The organism is Micromonospora sp. GCM10011541 (genome assembly GCF_042650725.1).
Lineage (GTDB): Bacteria > Actinomycetota > Actinomycetes > Mycobacteriales > Micromonosporaceae > Micromonospora > Micromonospora sicca.
The window spans coordinates 73,303-92,801 of the sequence record NZ_JBHSBP010000055.1 but is presented as its reverse complement, the minus strand read 5'-3'; the positions used below and the strand labels follow the sequence as shown (position 1 = coordinate 92,801).

The following is a 19,499-nucleotide window of genomic DNA, read 5'->3' as shown; positions in this document are numbered from 1 at the left end:
GCGGTCAGGGCAGGCGCGAGAACCACCGCAACGATCCGGCCGCGGCCCCCATGGCGAAGACCAGTCCCAGGCCGATGAAGCGGGCGGAGATGTCCTGCCGCTCCTTGCGGTAGCCGACCGAGGTGCCGATGTCCTCGTAGACGGCCCGCAGCTCGGCGTTGGTGGACGCCTCGTGGAATCCGCCGCCGGTCTCCTGGGCGACGGCCTTGAGGGTCTGCCCGTCGACCGGCACCTGGATGGCCCGGCCGCCCCGGTCGACCGAGCCGGACGGGGTGCCGAACGAGATGGTGTGCACCGGAACCTTGACCACGACCGCCTGCGCGGCCGCCTCCATCGGGTCCATGCCGGAGGTGTTCGCCCCGTCGGAGAGCAGGATGATCCGGGCCGGCGGGGGATCCTTGGCCGCAGTGCTGTCCAGGCTCTTGACCGCCCCCAGCGAGGTGCTGATCGCCTCCCCGATCGCGGTGCCCTGGACCCCGGTGATCCCCTCGTTCAACCGCTCGATCCCCTCGTGCAGCGCCTCCCGGTCGGTGCTCGGCGGCACCAGCACCGCCGCGCTGCCGGCGAAGGCCACCAGCCCCACGTTGAACTCGTCCGGCAGGCCGTCGACGAAGCGCCGGGCGGCCTGCTTCGCCGCGCTCAGCCGGTCGGGGTCGACGTCGTTGGCGAGCATCGAGGTGGACACGTCCACCGCGACCATCACGGTGGCCCGTTCCCGGGGCACCCGCACCTCGGCACTGGGCCGGGCGAAACCGACCACCAGCAGCGCCAGCATGGCGAGGAAGAGCCCCGCCGGGACGTGCCGGCGCCAGGCCGGCCGCTGCGGCGCGACCCGGTCCAGCAGCCGCAGGTTGGTGAAGCGGACGGCGTACCGGCTGCGCCGGCGCTGCATCACCAGGTAGCCCACCACCAGGGCGAGCACGCCGAGCAGCAGCCAGAGCCGGGCGGGCGACTGCCAGGTCACGCGGCACCTCCCCGGGCGGCGGCCGGCGCGGCGACCAGCCGACGCTGGGCGTGCACGTGCCGGACGATGTCGGCGCTCCAGTCCCGGTCGGTACGCAGCGCCAGGTGGGTCGCCCCGGACCGGCGCAGCGCGTGGCGTACCTGGTCGCGCTGGGCGGCGGCGGCCTCGGCGTACCGCTGCCGCAGGGCCCGGTCGCCGGTCCACACCTCGCGCCGCCGGCCGGTCTCCGGGTCGACCAGGCTGATCAGGCCCACGTCCGGCAGCTCCAGCTCGCGCGGGTCGGTCACCTCGACGGCGAGCACCTGGTGCCGGACGGCCAGCCGGCGCAGGGCCGCCTCCCACGGCGGGGCGTCGGCCGGGTCGTCGGGCAGTCCGTCGAGGAAGTCGGAGACCACCACGACCAGGCCGCGCCGGTTCGCCACCCGCTGCACCCCGTCGAGCCCGTCGATGAGCGTCGGCGGCACGAGCGGCGCCGTCTCCTCGTCGTACCCGCCGGCCCGTGGGGCGGCCAGCAGCGCGCGGAGCAGCGCGAGCAGGTGGGTACGACCGCTGCGGGGCGGGAACCGGCGCAGGCCGTCCGGGCCGAGCACCTGCGCGCCGAGGCGGTTGCCGACGCCGGCGGTGAGGAAGCCGACGGCCGCGACGGCGGCCACCGCGAGTTCCCGCTTGTCCAGCGCCGCGGTGCCGTACTCCATGCTGGGACTGGCGTCCACCAGCAGCCAGGTGGTCAGCTCCCGGTCGGCGTCGACCACGCGGACGTGCGGGACGGTGGTGCGGGCGGTGACCGCCCAGTCCATCCGGCGTACCTCGTCCTCCCCGGGGCGGTACTCCCGGCTGCCCGCGATCTCGCTGCCCGGCCCGGGCAGCAGGCCACGGTGCTGTCCGTGCAGCAGCCCGTCGAGCCGGCGGGTGACGGTCAGTTCCAGCCGGCGCAGCCGCTGGTCGGGAGCGAGGTCGGCCAGACCGGGTTCCGCCGGCCCGGGCGGGAGGGGGCGGCGCCTCATGCCGCCGCCAGGTCGGGCGCCACCTCGTGGTGACCGGTGGCGACCCGGGGCGGCGGCACCGCCTCGATCAGCCGGCGCACCACCGCCTCCGCGGAGACCCCGTCCGCCACCGCGTCGAAGGAGAGCACCAGCCGGTGCGCGAGCACGTCCACCGCCAACTCCCGGACGTCGTCCGGCAGCACGTACTCCCGGCCGCGCAGCAGCGCCTGGGCCCGGGCCGCGGCGACCAGGCCGAGGGTGGCGCGCGGACTCGCCCCGTACGCGAGCAGCGGTGCGAGCTCGGGCAGCCCGAACCGGCCGGGGTCCCGGGTGGCCAGGATGAGCCGGACCACGTACTCGGCCAGCGCGTGGTGCACGAAGACGTGGCCGGCGCGCCGCTGCAACTCGCGCAGCCGGGCCGGGTCGAGCACCTGCCGGGGCGTGGGCCGGTCGGCGCTCATCCGGTAGAGGATGGCCAGCTCGTCGGCCTCGCTCGGGTAGTCGACGACGACCTTCATCAGGAACCGGTCGCGCTGCGCCTCGGGGAGCTGGTAGACGCCCTCCGACTCGATCGGGTTCTGGGTGGCGAGCACCAGGAACGGGTCGGGCACCGGCCAGCTCCGCCCGCCGATCGAGACCTGCCGCTCGGCCATCGCCTCCAGCAGCGCCGACTGCACCTTCGCCGGAGCCCGGTTGATCTCGTCGGCGAGGACCATGTTGGCCATGATCGGGCCGAGCTCGACGTCGAAGGTCTCGGTGGAGGCGCGGTAGATGCGGGTGCCGACGATGTCCGAGGGGACCAGGTCGGGGGTGAACTGGATTCGGGAGAAGCTGCCCCCGACGACCCGGGCGAGGGTCTGGGCAGCGAGCGTCTTCGCGACGCCGGGCACTCCCTCCAGGAGGCAGTGCCCCTCGGCGATCAGGGCCGTCAGCAGGCGTTCGACGAGTCGATCCTGCCCGACGATCACGCGTTTGACCTCGAAGAGGGTCTGTTCCAGCTCGACGCCGCTCGCGTCGGCATCGACCGGGCTGGGCACGCTGGCCAGGGTGTCCGAGATGTCCGTCACGGTGCTTGCTTCCCGTGCCGGCGGTACGGCAAACGTCGGATTATCAGCCCCTCAAGGACCCTTTGTCGCCCGGATCGGGACAACTCCCCCGAGCGGTCCGCAACGGCGCGGGCGGTACGGGCCGACGCAGGTGGGCCCAGACGGCACTGGCCCCCGCCGCAGCGGAGGCCAGTACCTTCGGCGTCGCTCAGTTGGCGATGACGATGTGGAACGGCCGGTCCGCGAAGGCGCCGGACGAGCTGCGGGTCTGGACGAAGACGGCGTTGGGCGTCAGGGTCCGCGGGGCGACGGAGATCTCGCCACCGGGCGGGACGTTCAGCTGATCGTTGGTCCCGATGGTGGCCGAGTGGGCCTTGAGGTGCACGTCGTAGTCGAGCGTGACCTGGTACTGGCCCCGGTACTCACCCGCGTTGCAGCAGTGGAACCGGAAGGCGCCGGTGACGTTGCCGGAATGCTGCAGCAGCACGCCGTCGGACCGCACCACGGCCCAGGCGATCGTGCCGGGGGCCGGCGGGGCGAGGGTCGCCTTCATCGCCGCCCGGTCCGCGCGGGCCTGGGCGGCGGTGACCGGCGGCTGGGCGCCGGGCTGCCGGGCGCCGGGCTGGGCGACCTCGACCGGGGCCTTCGCCGCCGGCTGGGCCGCCGCGGCGATGCCCCCGCCGGCCAGGGTGAGGGTCAGGACGCCGAGCGCTGCCGCCGTCGCCTTGCGTCTGAGGAATGTGGTCATGGACAGGTCTCCCTTTTGTGACCGTGGTGATACGGCCGACCCGCGTGCCGCAGGCCGGTTGATTACCGCATGAGAACCGGGCGCGACAAAAAGCAGATCATCGGGGAATCCGCTTGCCCACGCACCTTGGATGTTGACCACTCAACATTTCGCACCCGGGTTGAGCTGGTCTTACTACGGAGAGTTGTGGCGCCTCAACCAGGTGGAAGGTAGCACCGTAAAAAGTGGGTGGTCAATAGCTCGTTTGCCGTGTCGCGCAATTTCCAGAACTCCCGGAAATTGCGAAAGATGAGGGCCGGCCCATTCACGAAATTGTCCGGGGACCGGTTGCGGGGCCCGCGGTGGCGCGTCGACCGGTACGGTGGACGCGGTGACCACGGGGACGCGTCAGCGGCGGCTCGACTGGCGGGGCCGGCGGGCGGCGACCGCGGCCTGCTGGCTGGGCGCCGGGCCCGGGGCGGCCTGGGCGGTGCTCCGACTCGCCGGACTGGAACGGGGACCGCTGGTACAGGCGGTCGCCTTCACCCCGTACGTCGCCGTCGGGACGCTGGTCCCGCTCGTGCTGGCGCTCGCCCTGCGGCGCCGCTGGCCCGCGGTCGTCGCGGCCGTCGCGGCGGTGGCGCTGGTCGGTGCGGTGACGCCCCGCGCGTTCGCCTCCGGGCAGCCGGCCGTCGGCGGACCCACCCTGCGGCTGCTCACCGCCAACCTGCTCAAGGGCGGCGCCGACCCGCGCACCCTGGTCGACCTGGTCCGCTCGCGCCGGGTGGACGTGCTGGCCGTGCAGGAGTTCACCCCGGGGATCGCCGCCGAGCTGGACCGGCTGGGGCTGGCCGAACTGCTGCCCTACCGGCAGCTCAACCCCGAGGTGGGCACCACCGGCTCGGGCCTCTACGCGCGCTTCCCGATCAGCGAGGCGGGGGTGCGCCGCAACCAGGGCTTCTACTTCAGCCAGGCGTACGGGACCCTCACGCTGCCGGGTGCGCCGCCGCTCCGGGTCGAGTCAGCGCACCCGGCCGCCCCGTACGCGGTCGACGTGCTCCCGGACTGGTGGACCGACCTGCGGGCGCAGCCGCCAGCCACCCCGAACGGGAGGCTGAGCATCCTGGCCGGGGACTTCAACGCCACCCTCGACCACGCCCCGCTCCGCGACCTGATCCGCACCGGGTACGTCGACGCCGCCGATCAGGCCGGCGCCGGCCTGGCCGGCACCTGGGGCCCCTACGACGGTGACCCGATCCCGCCGGTCGCCATCGACCACGTCCTTGCCGACCGCCGGATCGCCGTCCGGTCGGTCACCGTGCACGCCCTCCCCGGCAGCGACCACCGCGCCGTCCTCGCCGAACTCCGGCTGCCCGCCACCTGACCGGCGTCACACCCGGGTGCGGTCGAGGCCGTAGGTGAGCGCGTCGACGAGGGCGTGCCAGGACGCCTCGACCACGTTGGGGTGCACGCCCACCGTGGTCCAGTCGCGGCCGGCACCGGCGGTCTCCACCAGCACCCGGGTCACCGCGCCGGTGCCGTGGCTGCCCTCCAGGATGCGCACCTTGTAGTCGGCCAGCTCGAACTCGCGCAGCTCCGGGTAGTGCCGGGCCAGCCCGACCCGCAGCGCCTCGTCCAGGGCGTTGACCGGGCCGTTCCCCTCGGCGGTGGCGATCACCCGCTCGCCGCGTACCCGGATCTTGACCGTCGCCTCGGAGACGACCGCGCCGTCCTCCCGGTGCTCGACGAGCACCCGGTAGGACTCCAGGGCGAACGGCCGCGGCGCGGCCCGGTCCGGCAGCTCCGAGCGGACCAGCAGCTCGAACGAGGCGTCGGCCGCCTCGAACGACCAGCCGCCCGCCTCCAGCTCCTTGACCCGCTTGGTCACCGACGTCAGCGCCTCCGGATGGCCGGCCAGGTCCAGGCCCAGCTCGCGGCTCTTGAGCTCGACGCTGGCCCGGCCGGCCATCTCGGTCACCAGGATCCGCATGTCGTTGCCCACCACCGACGGGTCCACGTGGTTGTAGAGCAACGGGTCGACCTTGATCGCGCTCGCGTGCAGCCCCGCCTTGTGGGCGAAGGCCGCGGCCCCGGCGTACGCCTGGTGGGTGTCGGGGGCGATGTTGGCGATCTCGGCGATGGCGTGCGAGACCCGCACCATCTGTTCCAGGCAACCGTCCGGGAGGACGGGCAGCCCGAGCTTGAGCTGGAGGTTGGCGACGACCGCGAAGATGTCGGCGTTGCCGGGACGCTCGCCGTACCCGTTGGCGGTGCCCTGGAAGTGCCGGACCCCGGCCTCGACGGCGGCGATGGTGTTGGCCACCGCGCAGGCGGTGTCGTTCTGGCAGTGGATGCCGAGCAGCTCCGGGGCGAGCCCGGTGCGCGCCGTCACGTCGGCGATGGCCGCCGTGATCTGGGACGGCAGCATCCCGCCGTTGGTGTCGCAGAGCACGAACCGCTCCGCCCCCGCGGCCAGCGCCGTCTCCACCACCGCGGCGGTGTACGCCGGGTCGTGCCGGTAACCGTCGAAGAAGTGCTCACCGTCGACGAAGACCCGGCGCCCCCCGGCCGCCAGGTGGGTGACCGTGTCGTGGATCATCGCGAGGTTCTCGGCGGCCGTCGTGCGCAGCGCCCGCTCGACGTGCCGCAGGTCCGCCTTCGCCACCAGGGCGACCGCCGGGGTCTGCGCGTCCAGCAGGCCGCGCACCTGCGGGTCGGCGGCGACGGCGACGCCGGCCTTGCGGGTGGCGCCGAAGGCGACCAGGATCGCGTGCCGCAGTTCCAGCTCGGTGCGGGCCCGGCGGAAGAACTCGGTGTCCTTCGGCACTGCGCCCGGCCAGCCGCCCTCGATGAAGCCGACCCCGAAGTCGTCGAGCAGGCGGGCCACCGCCAGCTTGTCGACCACCGAGTAGCTGAGCCCCTCGCGCTGCGCGCCGTCGCGCAGCGTCGTGTCGTACACCTGGAAGGTCATGGAAGTCCTCGTCTCGAACCACGGCGGTAGCAACAAAAAGACCCCCCGCGGGATGCGGGAGGTCTGCGCGCTCGGCGAGAGGGAAAGCCGGCGCGCTAGCTGCCAATAATCAGGACGGAGCTGGTCACGGTCACTACTTTGCCACCCCGACCTCGGTTTTGGGAGGCACAATCCACATGTCGGGATGGTGACGCTGGGTGGCCGCACCGGATCGGTGGCCGGAAGCGGCGGCGAACCGGCCCCTCGTGATCAACTTCACAAGTCACCCGGCCGCCACCAGGCGGAAACATCGCTGCGGAAGTATCTGGAACTGATCCAGTTACCGGCTTCGCGCCGCTGACAAGCCGCTGCCAAGGAGGACCCGTGCTCACCGTCGGTGACCGCTTCCCCGAGTACGAACTCACCGCCTGCGTGTCGCTCGACGCGGACAAGGCGTTCGAGACGATCAACCACAAGTCCCACGAGGGCAAGTGGCGGGTGGTCTTCTTCTGGCCGAAGGACTTCACCTTCATCTGCCCGACGGAGATCGCCGAGTTCGGCCGCCTCAACGACGAGTTCGCCGACCGGGACGCCCAGGTGCTCGGCGTCTCGGTGGACAACGAGTTCGTCCACTACGCCTGGCGCAAGGACCACCCGGACCTGCGCGAGCTGCCCTTCCCGATGCTCAGCGACATCAAGCGCGAGCTGACCGCCGACTGCGGCGTGCTCGGCGAGGACGGCGTCGCCCAGCGCGCCACCTTCATCGTCGACCCGGACAACGAGATCCAGTTCGCCATGGTGACCGCCGGCTCGGTCGGCCGGAACGTCTCCGAGGTGCTGCGGGTGCTCGACGCGCTGCAGACCGACGAGCTCTGCCCGTGCAACTGGAACAAGGGCGGCGTCACCCTCGACGCCAACGCGCTGCTCGCCGGCGCCGGGGCCTGACATGGGCCTGGACGCGGTCAAGGCGGCCCTGCCCGAGTACGCCAAGGACATCAAGCTCAACCTCGGCTCCACCATCGGCACCTCGACGCTGACCCCGTTGCAGGCCTGGGGCACCGCCCTGGCCTGTGCGGTGGCGGCCCGCAACCCGGTGGTGCTGCGGGAGATCGCCGCGGAGGCGGCCACCCAGCTCAAGCCGGAGGCGATCGAGGCGGCCAAGGGCGCGGCCACGATCATGGCGATGAACAACGTCTACTACCGGGCCAAGCACCTGATCGGCGACGAGCAGTACGCCTCGATGCCGGCCCGGCTGCGGATGCAGATCATCGCCCGGCCTGGGGTGGAGAAGGCCGACTTCGAGCTCTGGTGCCTCGCCGTCTCGGCGATCACCGGCTGCGGCGTCTGCCTTGAGTCGCACGAGAAGACCCTGCGTGGCACCGGGTTCACCCGGGAGCAGGTGCACGAGGGGCTGCGGATCGCCGCCGTCGTGCACGCCGCCGCGGTGGCCCTCGACGCGGAGGGCGCGCTGAGCTGATTCGGGCAAGGTGGTGTATGGATCGCCACACCGGGTAGGAAACCACCCCGACAGGGCAACATCCCCCGAGAAAGTCGAGAAGAGGAGTGAAAGCCATGGACCGGCTAGACCCTCGAACGACCCACGGGACGCCGGACCCGCTCACCTACGGTGGCGACGGCGCTTTCGCGGGCGGCACGCCCGCCGGGCGCTTCGATCCGTGGAGCTACCGGGACGAGGCCGGGGTGACCGGCGCGGACCTGGTGGGCTACAAGGTGGAGGCGAGCGACGGCGGCATCGGCAAGGTGGACCGGGCCAGCCACGAGGTGAACTCCAGTTACCTCGTGGTCGACACCGGGCCGTGGATCTTCGGCAAGAAGGTCCTGCTGCCTGCCGGCACCGTCAACCACGTCGACCACGACGAGCAGAAGGTCTACGTCGACCGGAGCAAGGACCAGATCAAGGCCGCGCCCGAGTATGACGAGAGCTTCGGCACGGATCCGGCTTACCGGGACAAGCTCGGCGGTTACTACGACGACACGTACTCGTCGATCCCGCCGGGTACCGCCCGGTAACGGAAGAACCTGCACCGATGGCCGGTGGGGCGATGCCCCACCGGCCATTACCGTGTCAGGGTGGATACCACCGAGACCAGCCGGAGCCCGTTTCCCGCCCTCTTCAACTTCCGCGACGTCGGCGGACACACCGGCCACGACGGGCGTACCGTCCGCCGGGGCCGGCTCTACCGTTCCGACTCCCTGCACCGGATCGACGAGACCGACCGGGAGGCGTTCACCGCCCTCGGCATCCGGACCGTCATCGACCTGCGCCGCCCGGCCGAGGTGCAGCGGGACGGCCGGGTGCCCGCGTACGAGGGGCTCACCTACCGGCACATCCACCCGGAGCACCGGGACTGGGCCGAGATCCGGTACGACCCGGCGCAGAGCCTGGCCCGCTACCTGGCCGACCGGTACGCCGACCTGGCCGAGACCGGCACCGCCGGGCTGGCCGAGGCGGTCGGCCTGATCGCCGACAGCGCCAACGCGCCGGTGGTGGTGCACTGCGTCGCCGGCAAGGACCGGACCGGCCTCGTCTGCGCCCTCACCCTCGCCGTGCTCGGGGTCGCCGAGGCCGACATCGCCACCGACTACGCGCTGAGCACCGAGGCGTCGGCACGGTTCAGCGCCTGGGTCGCCGCCACCACCTCGGCGGCCGAGGAACTGCCACCGCCGTTCCTCGCCTCCCCCGCCGAGGCGATGACGCTCTTCCTCGCGGAACTGCGCGCGGGGTACGGCTCGGCCGAGGGCTACCTGCGCCACGCCGGGGTGACCGACGGGCAGCTCGCCGCGCTCCGCGACCACCTGCTCGACTGAATCCCGACGCCGCACCGGCGACCGGCCCTGCCCCCGCCCGTGCGGGTGCCGGACTCGCCCCGCCCACCCGCCCGGCCGGTCGGACAGGCCCCACATCACCGCCCGACCGATGGGCGGACGGCCCGGAAACAGCCGACGCCCGCGCGGAAGGTGGTGTCGGTACCCACTATGGAGCTGATGACGCAGACGATTCACCGCGTGGGCGGGCCGGCGCTTGCGGGCGGAGGCGGGAGCGAGGGGCGACGGTGCCGAGCCGGTGAATCGTCTGCGTCATCAGCTTCACAGGGACACCCCGGCAACCCCGCGGCCCCCGTCGCCAACCACACCGCAGCGGCCGACGCGCCTCCGGCCGTTGCGGAAGGATTCCGGGCCGGATCGGCGGGACCGGTCAGAGCACCCGCTGCACCCAGCCGTACGGGTCCTCGACCCGGCCGCGCTGGATGTCCACCAGCTGCTGCCGCAGCGCCATGGTGGACCGACCCGGCTCCCCGCCGCCGACGAGGAACTCGCCGTCGGGGAAGCGCACCTGGCCGATCGGGGTGATCACGGCGGCCGTGCCGCAGGCGAAGACCTCGCGCAGCCGCCCGCTGGCCGCGTCGGCCTGCCAGTCGGCGAAGCTGATCGGCCGCTCCTCGATCCGGTGTCCGGCTGCGGCGGCCAGGGTGAGGATCGCGTCCCGGGTGATGCCCGGCAGGATGGTGCCGGTCAGCGGCGGCGTGACCAGGGTGTTGTCGTCGTAGACGAAGAAGACGTTCATGCCGCCCAGTTCGTCGATGAACCGGCGCTCGACCGCGTCCAGGAAGACCACCTGGTCGCAGCCCGCCTCGATCGCCTCCGCCTGCGCGACCAGCGAGGCCGCGTAGTTGCCGCCGCACTTCGCGGCCCCGGTGCCGCCCGGGGCGGCCCGGGTGTAGTCCGGGGAGACCCAGACCGTGATCGGCTTGACCCCGCCGGAGAAGTACGCCCCGGCGGGCGAGGCGATGACCACGTAGAGGTACTCGTTGGCCGGCCGGACGCCGAGGAAGACCTCGCTGGCGAACATGAACGGCCGCAGGTAGAGGCTGGCGTCCTCGTGCTCCGGGATCCACTCCTGGTCGATCTGCACCAGCCGGCGCAGCGACTCCACGAAGGTCTCCCGCGGCAGCTCCGGCATCGCCAGCCGCTGGGCCGAGGCGGCGAAGCGGGCGGCGTTGGCCTCCGGGCGGAACATCGTCACCGCGCCCTCGGCCGTCCGGTACGCCTTCAGCCCCTCGAAGATCTCCTGCGCGTAGTGCAGCACCGCGCTCGCCGGATCCATCGGGATCGGGGCCCGCGCCTCGACCCGGGCGTCGTACCAGCCCTTCCCGTCGGCGTACCGGATCGTCACCATGTGGTCGGTGAAGACCCGGCCGAAGCCCGGGTTGGCCAGCAGGGCGGCCCGATCGGCGGCGGATACCGGCGCGGGATTCGGACGGATCTCGAAATCGAGCTTGTCACCACCGCTCATCGCGCTGACCTCCCTGCGGCTTGACGACATGCGGGACCGCACGCCGGATCTCGTGCCAGAAACTTACCCCGAACGGTCGTTCAGCGGATAGCTCCGCCCCGGCAGATCGAGCGTGCCGAATGGCGAGAACGATCGCGGTCGCGTCGCCGCGGACGACGTCGCGGGGTGGGCCCGGAGCGGGTCTGGCGGCCCGGATCCGGGCCGGCGGAAGGCCCTGGTCAGGCTACGGCGTACCCGGCGAGCCGGTCGCCGACCTCGGCGGTGCGCAGCGGTACGCCCGGGGTCCGGCCGGCGAGCTCGGCGCCGACCGCGGCGGTGACCCGGGCCGCGGCGTCGGCGTGGCCGAGCTGGTCGAGCAGGAGCGCCGCGGAGAGCACCGCGGCCACCGGGTCGGCCACGCCCTTGCCGGCGATGTCCGGCGCCGAGCCGTGCACCGGCTCGAACATCGACGGGTACGTCCCGGCGGGGTTGATGCAGCCGCTCGCCGCGAGGCCGATGCCGCCGGTGACCGCGGCGGCGATGTCGGTGAGGATGTCGCCGAAGAGGTTGTCGGTGACCACCACGTCGTACCGCTGGGGCTGGGTGACCAGGAACATCGCGGCGGCGTCGACGTGCTGGTACTCGGTGGTGACGTCGGGGTGCTCGGCGGCCACCGCCGCGAAGGCGCGGGCCCAGAGCGAGCCGGCGTGGGTGAGCACGTTGGTCTTGTGCACCAGGGTGACCTTGCGCCGCTCGCGGCGGCCGGCCCGGGCGAAGGCGTCCCGGATCACCCGCTCCACCCCGTGCCGGGTGTTCAGGCTCTCCTCGGTGGCCACCTCGGCCGGGGTGTCCCGGTGCAGCGAGCCGCCGGCGCCGGCGTACAGGCCCTCGGTGCCCTCGCGGACGACGACCAGGTCGACCTCACCGGGCTTGACGGTGGCCAGCGGCCCGGGCACCCCCGGCCAGAGCCGGGACGGGCGGAGGTTCACGTACTGGTCGAAGGCGAACCGGAGCTTGAGCAGCAGCCCCCGCTCCAGCACCCCCGGTGGCACGGTGGGGTCGCCGACCGCGCCCAGCAGGATGGCGTCGTGCCCGCCCAGCTCGGCCAGCACGGAGTCGGGCAGCACCTCGCCGGTGCGGTGGTAGCGTGCGGCGCCGAGGTCGTACTCGGTGGCCTCGACCCCGGGGAGCACCGCGTCGATGACCTTGCGGGCCTCCGCGACCACCTCGGGTCCGATCCCGTCCCCGGCCACCACCGCGATCCGTGCCACCTGGCGCTCCTCACCTCGTCGCTTCCCGTGAACGGTACGTCGTCGTCCCGTCTCCCGGTACGCGCCTTCCACCATGCGGGAAACCGGAATCCTCAGGAGGCTCCCAGGTGGCATTCATGGTGCGGTCATCTCCACTGCCTAGGGTCGGTGGGGAACGGGTCACGGGGGCCCGTGACCGGCTTCGCCGCGGCGCTGCGGCGTCGTCAGCGAAGGAGCAGGTGTGATGCGGATCGACGAGCAGCCACGGGCCCGATGGGTCGACGAGCAGCCCCGGACCCGGTGGGTCGACCAGGCGGGGTTCCGCAGCCGCCGCCCCGACCTGCGGCTCGGCACCCGCAGCCACCGGCTGGACCGGTCCGCCGGGACCGCCGGCGACCGGATCACCGCCGAGCACACCGTCCGCACCTCCACCGCCGAGTACTCGCTGCTGCTCAACGCCCCAGGGTGGCTCGGCCGGCGGATCGTCGGGGAGGCGCTGCGGGACGCCGTGGCCGAGCTGCGCGCCATCGACCTCACCTACGGGCCGGCCCGGCCGGACAGCCTGGTCTCCCGGCTGCGGCGGGGCGAGATCACTCCCGAGTCGTACCCGCCGCTGGCCGACCTGGTGGACCGCTGCGCCGCGATGCGCGCGGCCACCGACGGCTGGTTCGACGCCTGGGCGGTGCCCGGCGGCTTCGACCCGGGCGGCCTGCTCGGCGGCTGGGCCGTCGAGCGGGCCGCGGCCCGGCTGCGCGCCGCGGGCATCCACGACTACGCCGTGCTCACCGGCGCCGACCTGGTGGTACGCGGCCACGCCGCGCACGGCGGCCCCTGGCGCGTGGCGGTGCACCATCCGACCGACGCCCACCGGGCCCCGCTGGTGCTGGAGATGACCGCCGGGGCGGTGGGCACCTCCGGGGTCACCGGCCGTCGGGGCCACGTGGTGGATCCGCACACCGGTGAGCCCGCCGACCACCTGGTCGCCGCCACCGTCGTCGGCCCGGACCTCGCCGTGGCCGACGCCTACGCCACCGCGCTCTACGCCGCCGGCCCGGCCGGGCTGGCCTGGTTCCGCACCGGCTCGGACTATCGGGCGCTCTTCGCCCACCGCCGCTGACGATCCGCTGCCCGCTGCCGCCCCGATCGGCCGTTCCTCGCACCACGGCCGCGCGAGGTGTGCAGGTGGCGGGCGGATCGGCGCCGGGAGCGCCGCGATCGGCCCCCACGGTCTCGGCAACGACTGTGGAGGCCGGTCAGCGACGAGTGCGCGTGGCTCGCGCAATCGAGGGGTGCGGACCGGTGGGCCGGACGTCCGACCACGCCACCCGAAGACGGGCCGACGCCGCGACTCCGCCAGCGACCGCACCGGTACGCTAGCGAATCGACGCAACTCGACGCAAGAGTCTCCACAGCGGACCGTCACCGCCCCCGGATCGGGAATCCGCGACTGCCCTGCGGCGGGGCAGGGGTGACGACGCGGACGCGGGATGGCACGCTGTCCGCCGTGAGTTTCGATCTGAGCGTGTGGGCCCTTCCGGCAGGGGCCACGCCCGCCGAGGTGCGGGCAGCGGTGCAGCGGTGCCGCGAGGGGCGGCACGCCGACCGCCACCCCGACCCAAGAGTGGTCCGCTTCTACCGGGCGATCACCGCCGTGTATCCCGACCGCCACGCCGGGCCGGGCAGCCCCTGGGAGGTCACCCCGCTGCACGCGGCGGCCGACCACCTGGAGCTGAACCTCTTCCCGACCTGCGAGGACCAGGTACTGCTCGACATCGAGCGGTTGGCCGGTGAGCACGACCTGATGCTCTTCGACGCCCAGGACGGCTCGGTCTACCCACCGCCGGCCCGCGTCACCCCCTGACCCGCGGTCCCGTACGACGAGGGACCCGGCCGAGTCGGCCGGGCCCCCGATGTGTCGCGTGTGGACTACTCGTCGCGCAGGTCGGCGGCGCTGGCCGCGACCGCGCCGATCGAGTCGGCCGCCGAGCTGAGCAGGTCCGCGCCGAGCGCCTGGTCGACGGTGAGCGTCATCAGCGTCTCGCCGCCGGCCTCCCGGCGGGCCACCTGCATCGCGGCGATGTTGACCCCGGCCTCGCCGAGCAGGGTGCCGACGGTGCCGACCACGCCCGGCCGGTCGACGTAGCGCAGGAAGACCAGGATGCCCTCCGCGCCGATCTCCACGTCGAAACCGTCCACCTCGGTCAGCTTGATGACGTCCCGGGTGCCGGTGCTGGTCACCGTGCCGGAGACGCTCACCGTGCGGCCGTCCGGCAGCGCGCCACGGACGGTGACCAGGTTCGCGTGGTCGACCGTCTCGGCCTGGGTCGTCAGGGTCACCTCGACGCCGCGCTCGGCGGCCAGGTGCGGCGCGTTGACGTAGGTGACCTGCTCCTCGACCACCGAGCTGAACAGCCCCTTGGTGGCGGCGAGCTTGAGCACCGAGACGTCGTGGTTGACGATCTCGCCGCGCACCTCGACGGTGACGCTGGCGGCGACCCCGCCGGCCACCGCGGTGAACGCCCGGCCCAGCTTCTCGGCCAGCGGCAGCAGCGGGCGGACGTCCTCGGCGACCACCCCGCCGGCCTGCACGTTGACCGCGTCCGGCACGAACTCGCCCTGCAGCGCCAGCTTGACGCTCTTGGCCACGGCCAGGCCGGCCTTGTCCTGCGCCTCGTGGGTGGAGGCGCCCAGGTGCGGGGTGGCCACCACGTTGTCGAAGGCGAACAGCGGCGAGGAGGTGCAGGGCTCCTTGGCGTACACGTCGACGCCGGCGCCGGCGACCCGGCCCTCGGCGATCGCGTCGGCCAGGGCCTGCTCGTCCACCAGGCCGCCGCGGGCGGCGTTGACGATCCGCACGCCCGGCTTGACGATCGACAGCTCCTTCTCGCCGATCAGGCCCACCGTCTCCGGGGTCTTCGGCAGGTGGATGGAGATGAAGTCGGCCTCCCGCAGCAGCTCCTCCAGCCCGACCAGGCGGACGCCGAGCTGGGCGGCGCGGGCCGGCTGGATGTAGGGGTCGTACGCGATCAGCCGGGTGCCGAAGGCGGCGATCCGCTGCGCGAAGAGCACGCCGATGCGGCCGAGACCCACCACGCCGACGGTCTTGCCCTGCAGCTCGACGCCGGTGTACTTGGACCGCTTCCACTCCCCCGCCTTGAGCGCGGCGCTGGCCGCGGCGGTGTTGCGGGCGACGGCGAGCAGCAGCGCGACGGCCTGCTCGGCGGCGGAGACGATGTTGGAGGTGGGGGCGTTGACGACCATGACGCCCCGCGCGGTGGCGGCCGGCACCTCGACGTTGTCCAGGCCGACGCCGGCCCGGGCGACCACCTTCAGGCGCGGCGCGGCGGCGATCGCCTCGGCGTCGATCTGGGTGGCGCTGCGCACGATCACCGCGTCGGCCTCGGCGAGCGCGGAGAGCAGGGCCGGGCGGTCGGTGCCGTCGACGTGGCGTACGTCGAAGTCGTGCGCGAGCACCTCGATGGCGGCGGGAGCGAGTTCTTCGGCGATCAGTACGACAGGATTCATCGGTCCTCGTAGATGTCGTCAGAGCGGTCGGCTACGGCGGGGGACGCCGCGCTGCGCCCTGCGGTGAGCCGTGCCATGGCCGTCAGGTGCCGGCTACGCACCTACCTGGGATCGTAGGGCGCAGGCCGGTCGGCGTGTCCGGGGTTGCGGGGTGAGTGCCCTCACAAACCCGACATGTCGCGGGGCTGAACGGGGGCGGAACGCAGGCGGTGGCGGGCCCGGCGCCGGGGAGAGCGCCGGACCCGCCACCGTGCGGGTCAGGCGGTCTCGGTGATCGGCCGGTCCACCCAGCTCATCATGGCGCGCAGCTTCTGACCGGTCTCCTCGATCGGGTGCGCCGCGCCCTCGGCCCGCCACTTGGCGAAGTTCGGCCGGCCGGCCTCGTCCTCGGCCACCCACTCGCGGGCGAACTCGCCGGACTGGATCTCGCCCAGGATCTTGCGCATCTCCTCCTTGACCCGGGAGTCGATGACCCGCGGGCCGCGGGACAGGTCGCCGTACTCGGCGGTGTCGGAGACGCTGTAGCGCATCCGGGCGATGCCGCCCTCGTACATCAGGTCGACGATCAGCTTCAGCTCGTGCAGGCACTCGAAGTAGGCCACCTCGGGGGCGTAGCCGGCCTCGGTGAGCACCTCGAAACCGGTCTGCACCAGTGCCGCCGCGCCGCCGCAGAGCACCGCCTGCTCGCCGAAGAGGTCGGTCTCGGTCTCCTCGGTGAAGGTGGTCCGGATGGCGCCGGCCCGGGTGCCGCCGATGCCCTTGGCGTACGAGAGGGCCAGCTGGAAGGCATTGCCGCTGGCGTCCTGCTCGACGGCGACGAGGCAGGGCACGCCCTTGCCGTCGACGTACTGGCGGCGGACCAGGTGGCCCGGGCCCTTCGGGGCCACCATCGCCACGTCCACGTCGGCCGGCGGGGTGATCAGGCCGTACCGGATGTTGAAGCCGTGGCCGAAGAAGACTGCCTTGCCGGGGGCGAGGTTCGGGGCGATCGCCTCGGCGTAGAGGGCCCGCTGCGCGGTGTCCGGCGCCAGGATCATGATCACGTCGGCCTCGGCCGCCGCCTCGGCCGGGGTGACCACCCGCAGGCCCTGCTCCTCGGCCTTGGGCCGGCTCTTCGAACCGGCGGGCAGGCCGATCACCACGTCGACACCGGAGTCGCGCAGCGACAGCGCGTGGGCGTGGCCCTGGCTGCCGTACCCGATCACGGCGACCTTGCGGCCCTGGATCAGGCCCAGGTCGGCGTCGTCGTCGTAGTACACCTCAACGCTCATTGACTTCCCTTTCGTACGGCGGTCCGCAGCGGCCCGTCGTGGACTTGTGTGGTGGTCAGGCGGCGCGCAGCGCGGGCCCGGCGGTGATCGAACGCGAGCCGCGCCCGATCGCCACCGTGCCGGACTGGACCATCTCCTTGATGCCGAACGGTTCGAGGTCGCGCAGCAGCGCGTCGAGCTTGTCGGGGGTGCCGGTGGCCTCGATGGTCAGCGTGTCCGGCGCGACGTCGACCACCCGGGCACGGAACAGGTTCACCGTCTCCAGCACCTGCGCCCGGGCGGTGCGGTCCGCGCGGACCTTGACCAGCAGCAGCTCCCGGGCGACCGAGACCTGCGGGTCCAGCTCGACGATCTTGAGCACGTTGACCAGCTTGTTGAGCTGCTTGGTGACCTGCTCCAGCGGGGACGACTCGGCATTGACCACGATGGTGATCCGGGAGACGTCGGGGTTCTCGGTCTCGCCGACGGCGAGGCTGTCGATGTTGAAGCCGCGCCGGGAGAACAGGCCGGAGACCCGGGCCAGGACACCCGGCTTGTTCTCCACCAGCACGGACAGCGTGTGCAGAGTCATCAGAGCTCGTCCTCGTCGAAGGCGGGACGGACGCCCCGGGCGAACATGATCTCGTCGTTGCTGGTGCCCGCGGCGACCATCGGCCAGACCATGGCATCCTTGCCGACCACGAAGTCGATCACCACGGGGCCGTCGTTGATCGCCATGGCCGCCTCGATGGTCTTGTCCACGTCGGCGGCGTTCTCGCAGCGCAGCCCGACGCAGCCGAGCGCCTCGGCGAGCTTCACGAAGTCGGGGATGCGGTGCTTGTGGGTGCCCAGCTCGGTGTTGGAGTAGCGCTCGCCGTAGAAGAGCGTCTGCCACTGCCGGACCATGCCCAGGTTGCCGTTGTTGATCACGGCGATCTTGACCGGGATGCCCTCCAGCGCGCAGGTGGCCAGCTCCTGGTTGGTCATCTGGAAGCAACCGTCGCCGTCCACCGCCCAGACCACCGTGTCCGGCTTGCCGACCTTGGCGCCCATCGCCGCCGGCACCGCGTACCCCATGGTGCCGAGGCCGCCGGAGTTGAGCCAGGTGTGCGGCTTCTCGTACGAGATGAACTGGCTGGCCCACATCTGGTGCTGCCCGACGCCGGCCACGAAGATCGTGTCCGGGCCGGCGATCTCGCCCAGCCGCTTGATCACGTACTGCGGGGAGAGGGTGCCGTCGGCCGGCTCCTCGTAGCCGAGCGGGTAGCGCTCGCGCAGGTCGTCGAGCTGGGTCCACCAGTCGCCGAGGTCGGCCGGGTGGCCGGCGGCCCGCTCGGTGGTGACCGCGGCGATCAGCTCGTCGATCACGTGCCGGGCGTCGCCGACGATCGGCACGTCCGCGTGCCGGTTCTTACCGATCTCGGCCGGGTCGATGTCGGCGTGCACCACGGTCGCGTCCGGGGCGAACGAGTCCAGCTTGCCGGTGACCCGGTCGTCGAAGCGGGCTCCCAGCGCCACGATCAGGTCGGCCTTCTGCAGGCCGTAGACCGCGGCGACGGTGCCGTGCATGCCCGGCATGCCGAGGTGCTGCCGGTGCGAGTCGGGGAACGCGCCGAGCGCCATCAGCGTGGTGACCACCGGGATGCCGGTCAGCTCGGCCAGCCGGCGCAGCCCCTCGGTGGCGCCGGCCTTGAGCACGCCGCCGCCGACGTAGAGCACCGGGCGGCGGGCGCCGGTCATCAGCCGGGCCGCCTCCCGGATCTGCTTGCCGTGCGGGTGCAGGGTCGGCCGGTAGCCGGGCAGGTCCAGAGTGGGCGGCCAGGCGAAGGTGGTCGGCGTCTGGAGGACGTCCTTGGGGATGTCCACCAGCACCGGGCCGGGCCGGCCGGTCGAGGCCAGGTGGAACGCCTCGGCCAGGACCTGCGGGATCTCCTCGGCGGTCTGCACCAGGAAGTTGTGCTTGGTGATCGGCAGGGTGATGCCCTGGATGTCGGCCTCCTGGAAGGCGTCCGTGCCGATCGAGGGACGCGCGACCTGGCCGGTGATCGCCACCATCGGCACCGAGTCCATGTACGCGTCGGCGATCGGGGTGACCAGGTTCGTCGCGCCCGGCCCGGAGGTCGCGATGCAGACGCCGACCTTCCCGGTCGCCTGCGCGTAGCCGGTGGCGGCGTGGCCGGCACCCTGCTCGTGGCGGACCAGGATGTGCCGCACGGTGGAGTCGTAGAGCGGGTCGTACGCCGGCAGGATCGCACCGCCCGGAATGCCGAAGACCACGTCGACGCCGAGCGCCTCGAGCGACCGCACGAGCGATCCCGCGCCGGAGACCTCCGTCGGGGCGGCCTGCCGTACCGCCGGAGCGGCCGGGGTGGCCCCGTTGCGGGGGGTGGGGGCGTGGTCGGCGTCGATCGCCGGCTCGGAGGCCGGGCGGGCCCGTCGGGCGGAGTGGGCGAGGGTCTCTGGCGTGGGTCTCGTCATGGCGGTTCAGGCCTCCGGCTGGAGTGGGTGAG

18 protein-coding genes are annotated in these 19,499 nt (G+C 72.9%); 7 read left to right on the top strand and 11 right to left on the bottom strand.

Annotated features, from left to right (window positions below):
- Positions 1–4: 4 nt before the first annotated feature.
- From ACFOYX_RS22515 to ACFOYX_RS22500, 4 genes are all read right to left on the bottom strand, one after another.
- Positions 5–964 carry a VWA domain-containing protein gene (locus tag ACFOYX_RS22515; protein WP_109799883.1) on the bottom strand — a complete coding sequence of 320 codons (960 nt, stop codon included), beginning with the start codon at positions 962–964 and terminating at the stop codon, positions 5–7.
- Positions 961–1,968, bottom strand: coding sequence for a DUF58 domain-containing protein (locus ACFOYX_RS22510; RefSeq protein WP_322441626.1), 1,008 nt, complete (start codon positions 1,966–1,968; stop codon positions 961–963). The genes ACFOYX_RS22515 and ACFOYX_RS22510 overlap by 4 nt, the downstream gene beginning before the upstream one ends.
- A complete protein-coding gene (locus tag ACFOYX_RS22505; protein WP_322441627.1) occupies positions 1,965–3,014 on the bottom strand; it encodes a MoxR family ATPase in 1,050 nt (349 codons plus the stop codon). Before ACFOYX_RS22505 ends, ACFOYX_RS22510 begins: the two co-directional genes overlap by 4 nt.
- Before the next feature lie 187 nt (positions 3,015–3,201).
- Positions 3,202–3,741, bottom strand: a complete 540-nt coding sequence (locus ACFOYX_RS22500; RefSeq protein WP_109799880.1) for a hypothetical protein — start codon at positions 3,739–3,741, stop codon at positions 3,202–3,204.
- 370 nt (positions 3,742–4,111) lie between these two features.
- On the opposite strand from ACFOYX_RS22500, the gene ACFOYX_RS22495 reads away from it, so the two are divergent.
- On the top strand, positions 4,112–5,104 hold the full coding sequence (locus ACFOYX_RS22495) for an endonuclease/exonuclease/phosphatase family protein (protein ID WP_377534330.1): 993 nt from the start codon (positions 4,112–4,114) through the stop codon (positions 5,102–5,104).
- A 6-nt stretch (positions 5,105–5,110) separates the two neighbouring features.
- Here ACFOYX_RS22495 and cimA read toward each other — a convergent pair whose 3' ends face one another.
- Positions 5,111–6,691 carry a citramalate synthase gene (gene cimA / locus ACFOYX_RS22490; RefSeq protein ID WP_322441628.1) on the bottom strand — a complete coding sequence of 527 codons (1,581 nt, stop codon included), beginning with the start codon at positions 6,689–6,691 and terminating at the stop codon, positions 5,111–5,113.
- Between the two features lie 363 nt (positions 6,692–7,054).
- On the opposite strand from cimA, the gene ACFOYX_RS22485 reads away from it, so the two are divergent.
- The 4 genes from ACFOYX_RS22485 to ACFOYX_RS22470 all read left to right on the top strand — a co-directional run bounded on the left by ACFOYX_RS22485 (position 7,055) and on the right by ACFOYX_RS22470 (position 9,499).
- Positions 7,055–7,615 carry a peroxiredoxin gene (locus ACFOYX_RS22485; RefSeq protein ID WP_322441629.1) on the top strand — a complete coding sequence of 187 codons (561 nt, stop codon included), beginning with the start codon at positions 7,055–7,057 and terminating at the stop codon, positions 7,613–7,615.
- Between the two features lies 1 nt (position 7,616).
- Positions 7,617–8,147: a carboxymuconolactone decarboxylase family protein gene (locus ACFOYX_RS22480; RefSeq protein WP_322441630.1), complete on the top strand. Its 531-nt coding sequence runs from the start codon at positions 7,617–7,619 to the stop codon at positions 8,145–8,147.
- A gap of 95 nt (positions 8,148–8,242) precedes the next feature.
- Entirely contained in the window at positions 8,243–8,701 is a 459-nt protein-coding gene (locus ACFOYX_RS22475; protein ID WP_322441631.1) for a PRC-barrel domain-containing protein, read from the top strand.
- 24 nt (positions 8,702–8,725) lie between these two features.
- Entirely contained in the window at positions 8,726–9,499 is a 774-nt protein-coding gene (locus ACFOYX_RS22470) for a tyrosine-protein phosphatase (RefSeq protein WP_322441632.1), read from the top strand.
- Between the two features lie 388 nt (positions 9,500–9,887).
- On the opposite strand, the gene ACFOYX_RS22465 is transcribed toward ACFOYX_RS22470, so the two are convergent.
- A complete protein-coding gene (locus ACFOYX_RS22465; RefSeq protein ID WP_322441633.1) occupies positions 9,888–10,985 on the bottom strand; it encodes a branched-chain amino acid aminotransferase in 1,098 nt (365 codons plus the stop codon).
- Between the two features lie 218 nt (positions 10,986–11,203).
- Positions 11,204–12,235 carry a 3-isopropylmalate dehydrogenase gene (locus ACFOYX_RS22460; RefSeq protein ID WP_322441634.1) on the bottom strand — a complete coding sequence of 344 codons (1,032 nt, stop codon included), beginning with the start codon at positions 12,233–12,235 and terminating at the stop codon, positions 11,204–11,206.
- A gap of 223 nt (positions 12,236–12,458) precedes the next feature.
- On the opposite strand from ACFOYX_RS22460, the gene ACFOYX_RS22455 reads away from it, so the two are divergent.
- Both ACFOYX_RS22455 and ACFOYX_RS22450 read left to right on the top strand, forming a co-directional pair.
- Entirely contained in the window at positions 12,459–13,331 is an 873-nt protein-coding gene (locus ACFOYX_RS22455) for an FAD:protein FMN transferase (RefSeq protein ID WP_322441635.1), read from the top strand.
- A gap of 387 nt (positions 13,332–13,718) precedes the next feature.
- Entirely contained in the window at positions 13,719–14,075 is a 357-nt protein-coding gene (locus ACFOYX_RS22450; protein WP_201749923.1) for a hypothetical protein, read from the top strand.
- Positions 14,076–14,140: 65 nt separating this feature from the next.
- Here the strand turns inward: ACFOYX_RS22450 and serA are convergent, their stop codons facing one another.
- The 4 genes from serA to ACFOYX_RS22430 form a co-directional block, all read right to left on the bottom strand.
- Positions 14,141–15,739, bottom strand: coding sequence for a phosphoglycerate dehydrogenase (serA, locus tag ACFOYX_RS22445; RefSeq protein ID WP_109804751.1), 1,599 nt, complete (start codon positions 15,737–15,739; stop codon positions 14,141–14,143).
- A gap of 257 nt (positions 15,740–15,996) precedes the next feature.
- Positions 15,997–17,010 (bottom strand): ketol-acid reductoisomerase, encoded by a 1,014-nt coding sequence (ilvC, locus tag ACFOYX_RS22440; protein ID WP_322441636.1) that lies wholly within the window; start codon positions 17,008–17,010, stop codon positions 15,997–15,999.
- Between the two features lie 55 nt (positions 17,011–17,065).
- A complete protein-coding gene (gene ilvN / locus ACFOYX_RS22435; protein ID WP_109804749.1) occupies positions 17,066–17,581 on the bottom strand; it encodes an acetolactate synthase small subunit in 516 nt (171 codons plus the stop codon).
- Positions 17,581–19,467 (bottom strand): acetolactate synthase large subunit, encoded by a 1,887-nt coding sequence (locus tag ACFOYX_RS22430; RefSeq protein ID WP_322441637.1) that lies wholly within the window; start codon positions 19,465–19,467, stop codon positions 17,581–17,583. The genes ilvN and ACFOYX_RS22430 overlap by 1 nt, the downstream gene beginning before the upstream one ends.
- Between the last annotated feature and the right edge of the window lie 32 nt (positions 19,468–19,499).

Coding starts and splice junctions, on each gene's coding strand:
- ACFOYX_RS22510 (WP_322441626.1), bottom strand. CDS start 1,968: ATGAGGCGCCGCCCCCTCCCGCCCGGGCCGGCGGAACCCGGTCTGGCC.
- ACFOYX_RS22500 (WP_109799880.1), bottom strand. CDS start 3,741: ATGACCACATTCCTCAGACGCAAGGCGACGGCGGCAGCGCTCGGCGTC.
- cimA (WP_322441628.1), bottom strand. CDS start 6,691: ATGACCTTCCAGGTGTACGACACGACGCTGCGCGACGGCGCGCAGCGC.
- ACFOYX_RS22480 (WP_322441630.1), top strand. CDS start 7,617: ATGGGCCTGGACGCGGTCAAGGCGGCCCTGCCCGAGTACGCCAAGGAC.
- ACFOYX_RS22475 (WP_322441631.1), top strand. CDS start 8,243: ATGGACCGGCTAGACCCTCGAACGACCCACGGGACGCCGGACCCGCTC.
- ACFOYX_RS22465 (WP_322441633.1), bottom strand. CDS start 10,985: ATGAGCGGTGGTGACAAGCTCGATTTCGAGATCCGTCCGAATCCCGCG.
- ACFOYX_RS22455 (WP_322441635.1), top strand. CDS start 12,459: ATGCGGATCGACGAGCAGCCACGGGCCCGATGGGTCGACGAGCAGCCC.
- serA (WP_109804751.1), bottom strand. CDS start 15,739: ATGAATCCTGTCGTACTGATCGCCGAAGAACTCGCTCCCGCCGCCATC.
- ilvC (WP_322441636.1), bottom strand. CDS start 17,010: ATGAGCGTTGAGGTGTACTACGACGACGACGCCGACCTGGGCCTGATC.
- ilvN (WP_109804749.1), bottom strand. CDS start 17,581: ATGACTCTGCACACGCTGTCCGTGCTGGTGGAGAACAAGCCGGGTGTC.
- ACFOYX_RS22430 (WP_322441637.1), bottom strand. CDS start 19,467: ATGACGAGACCCACGCCAGAGACCCTCGCCCACTCCGCCCGACGGGCC.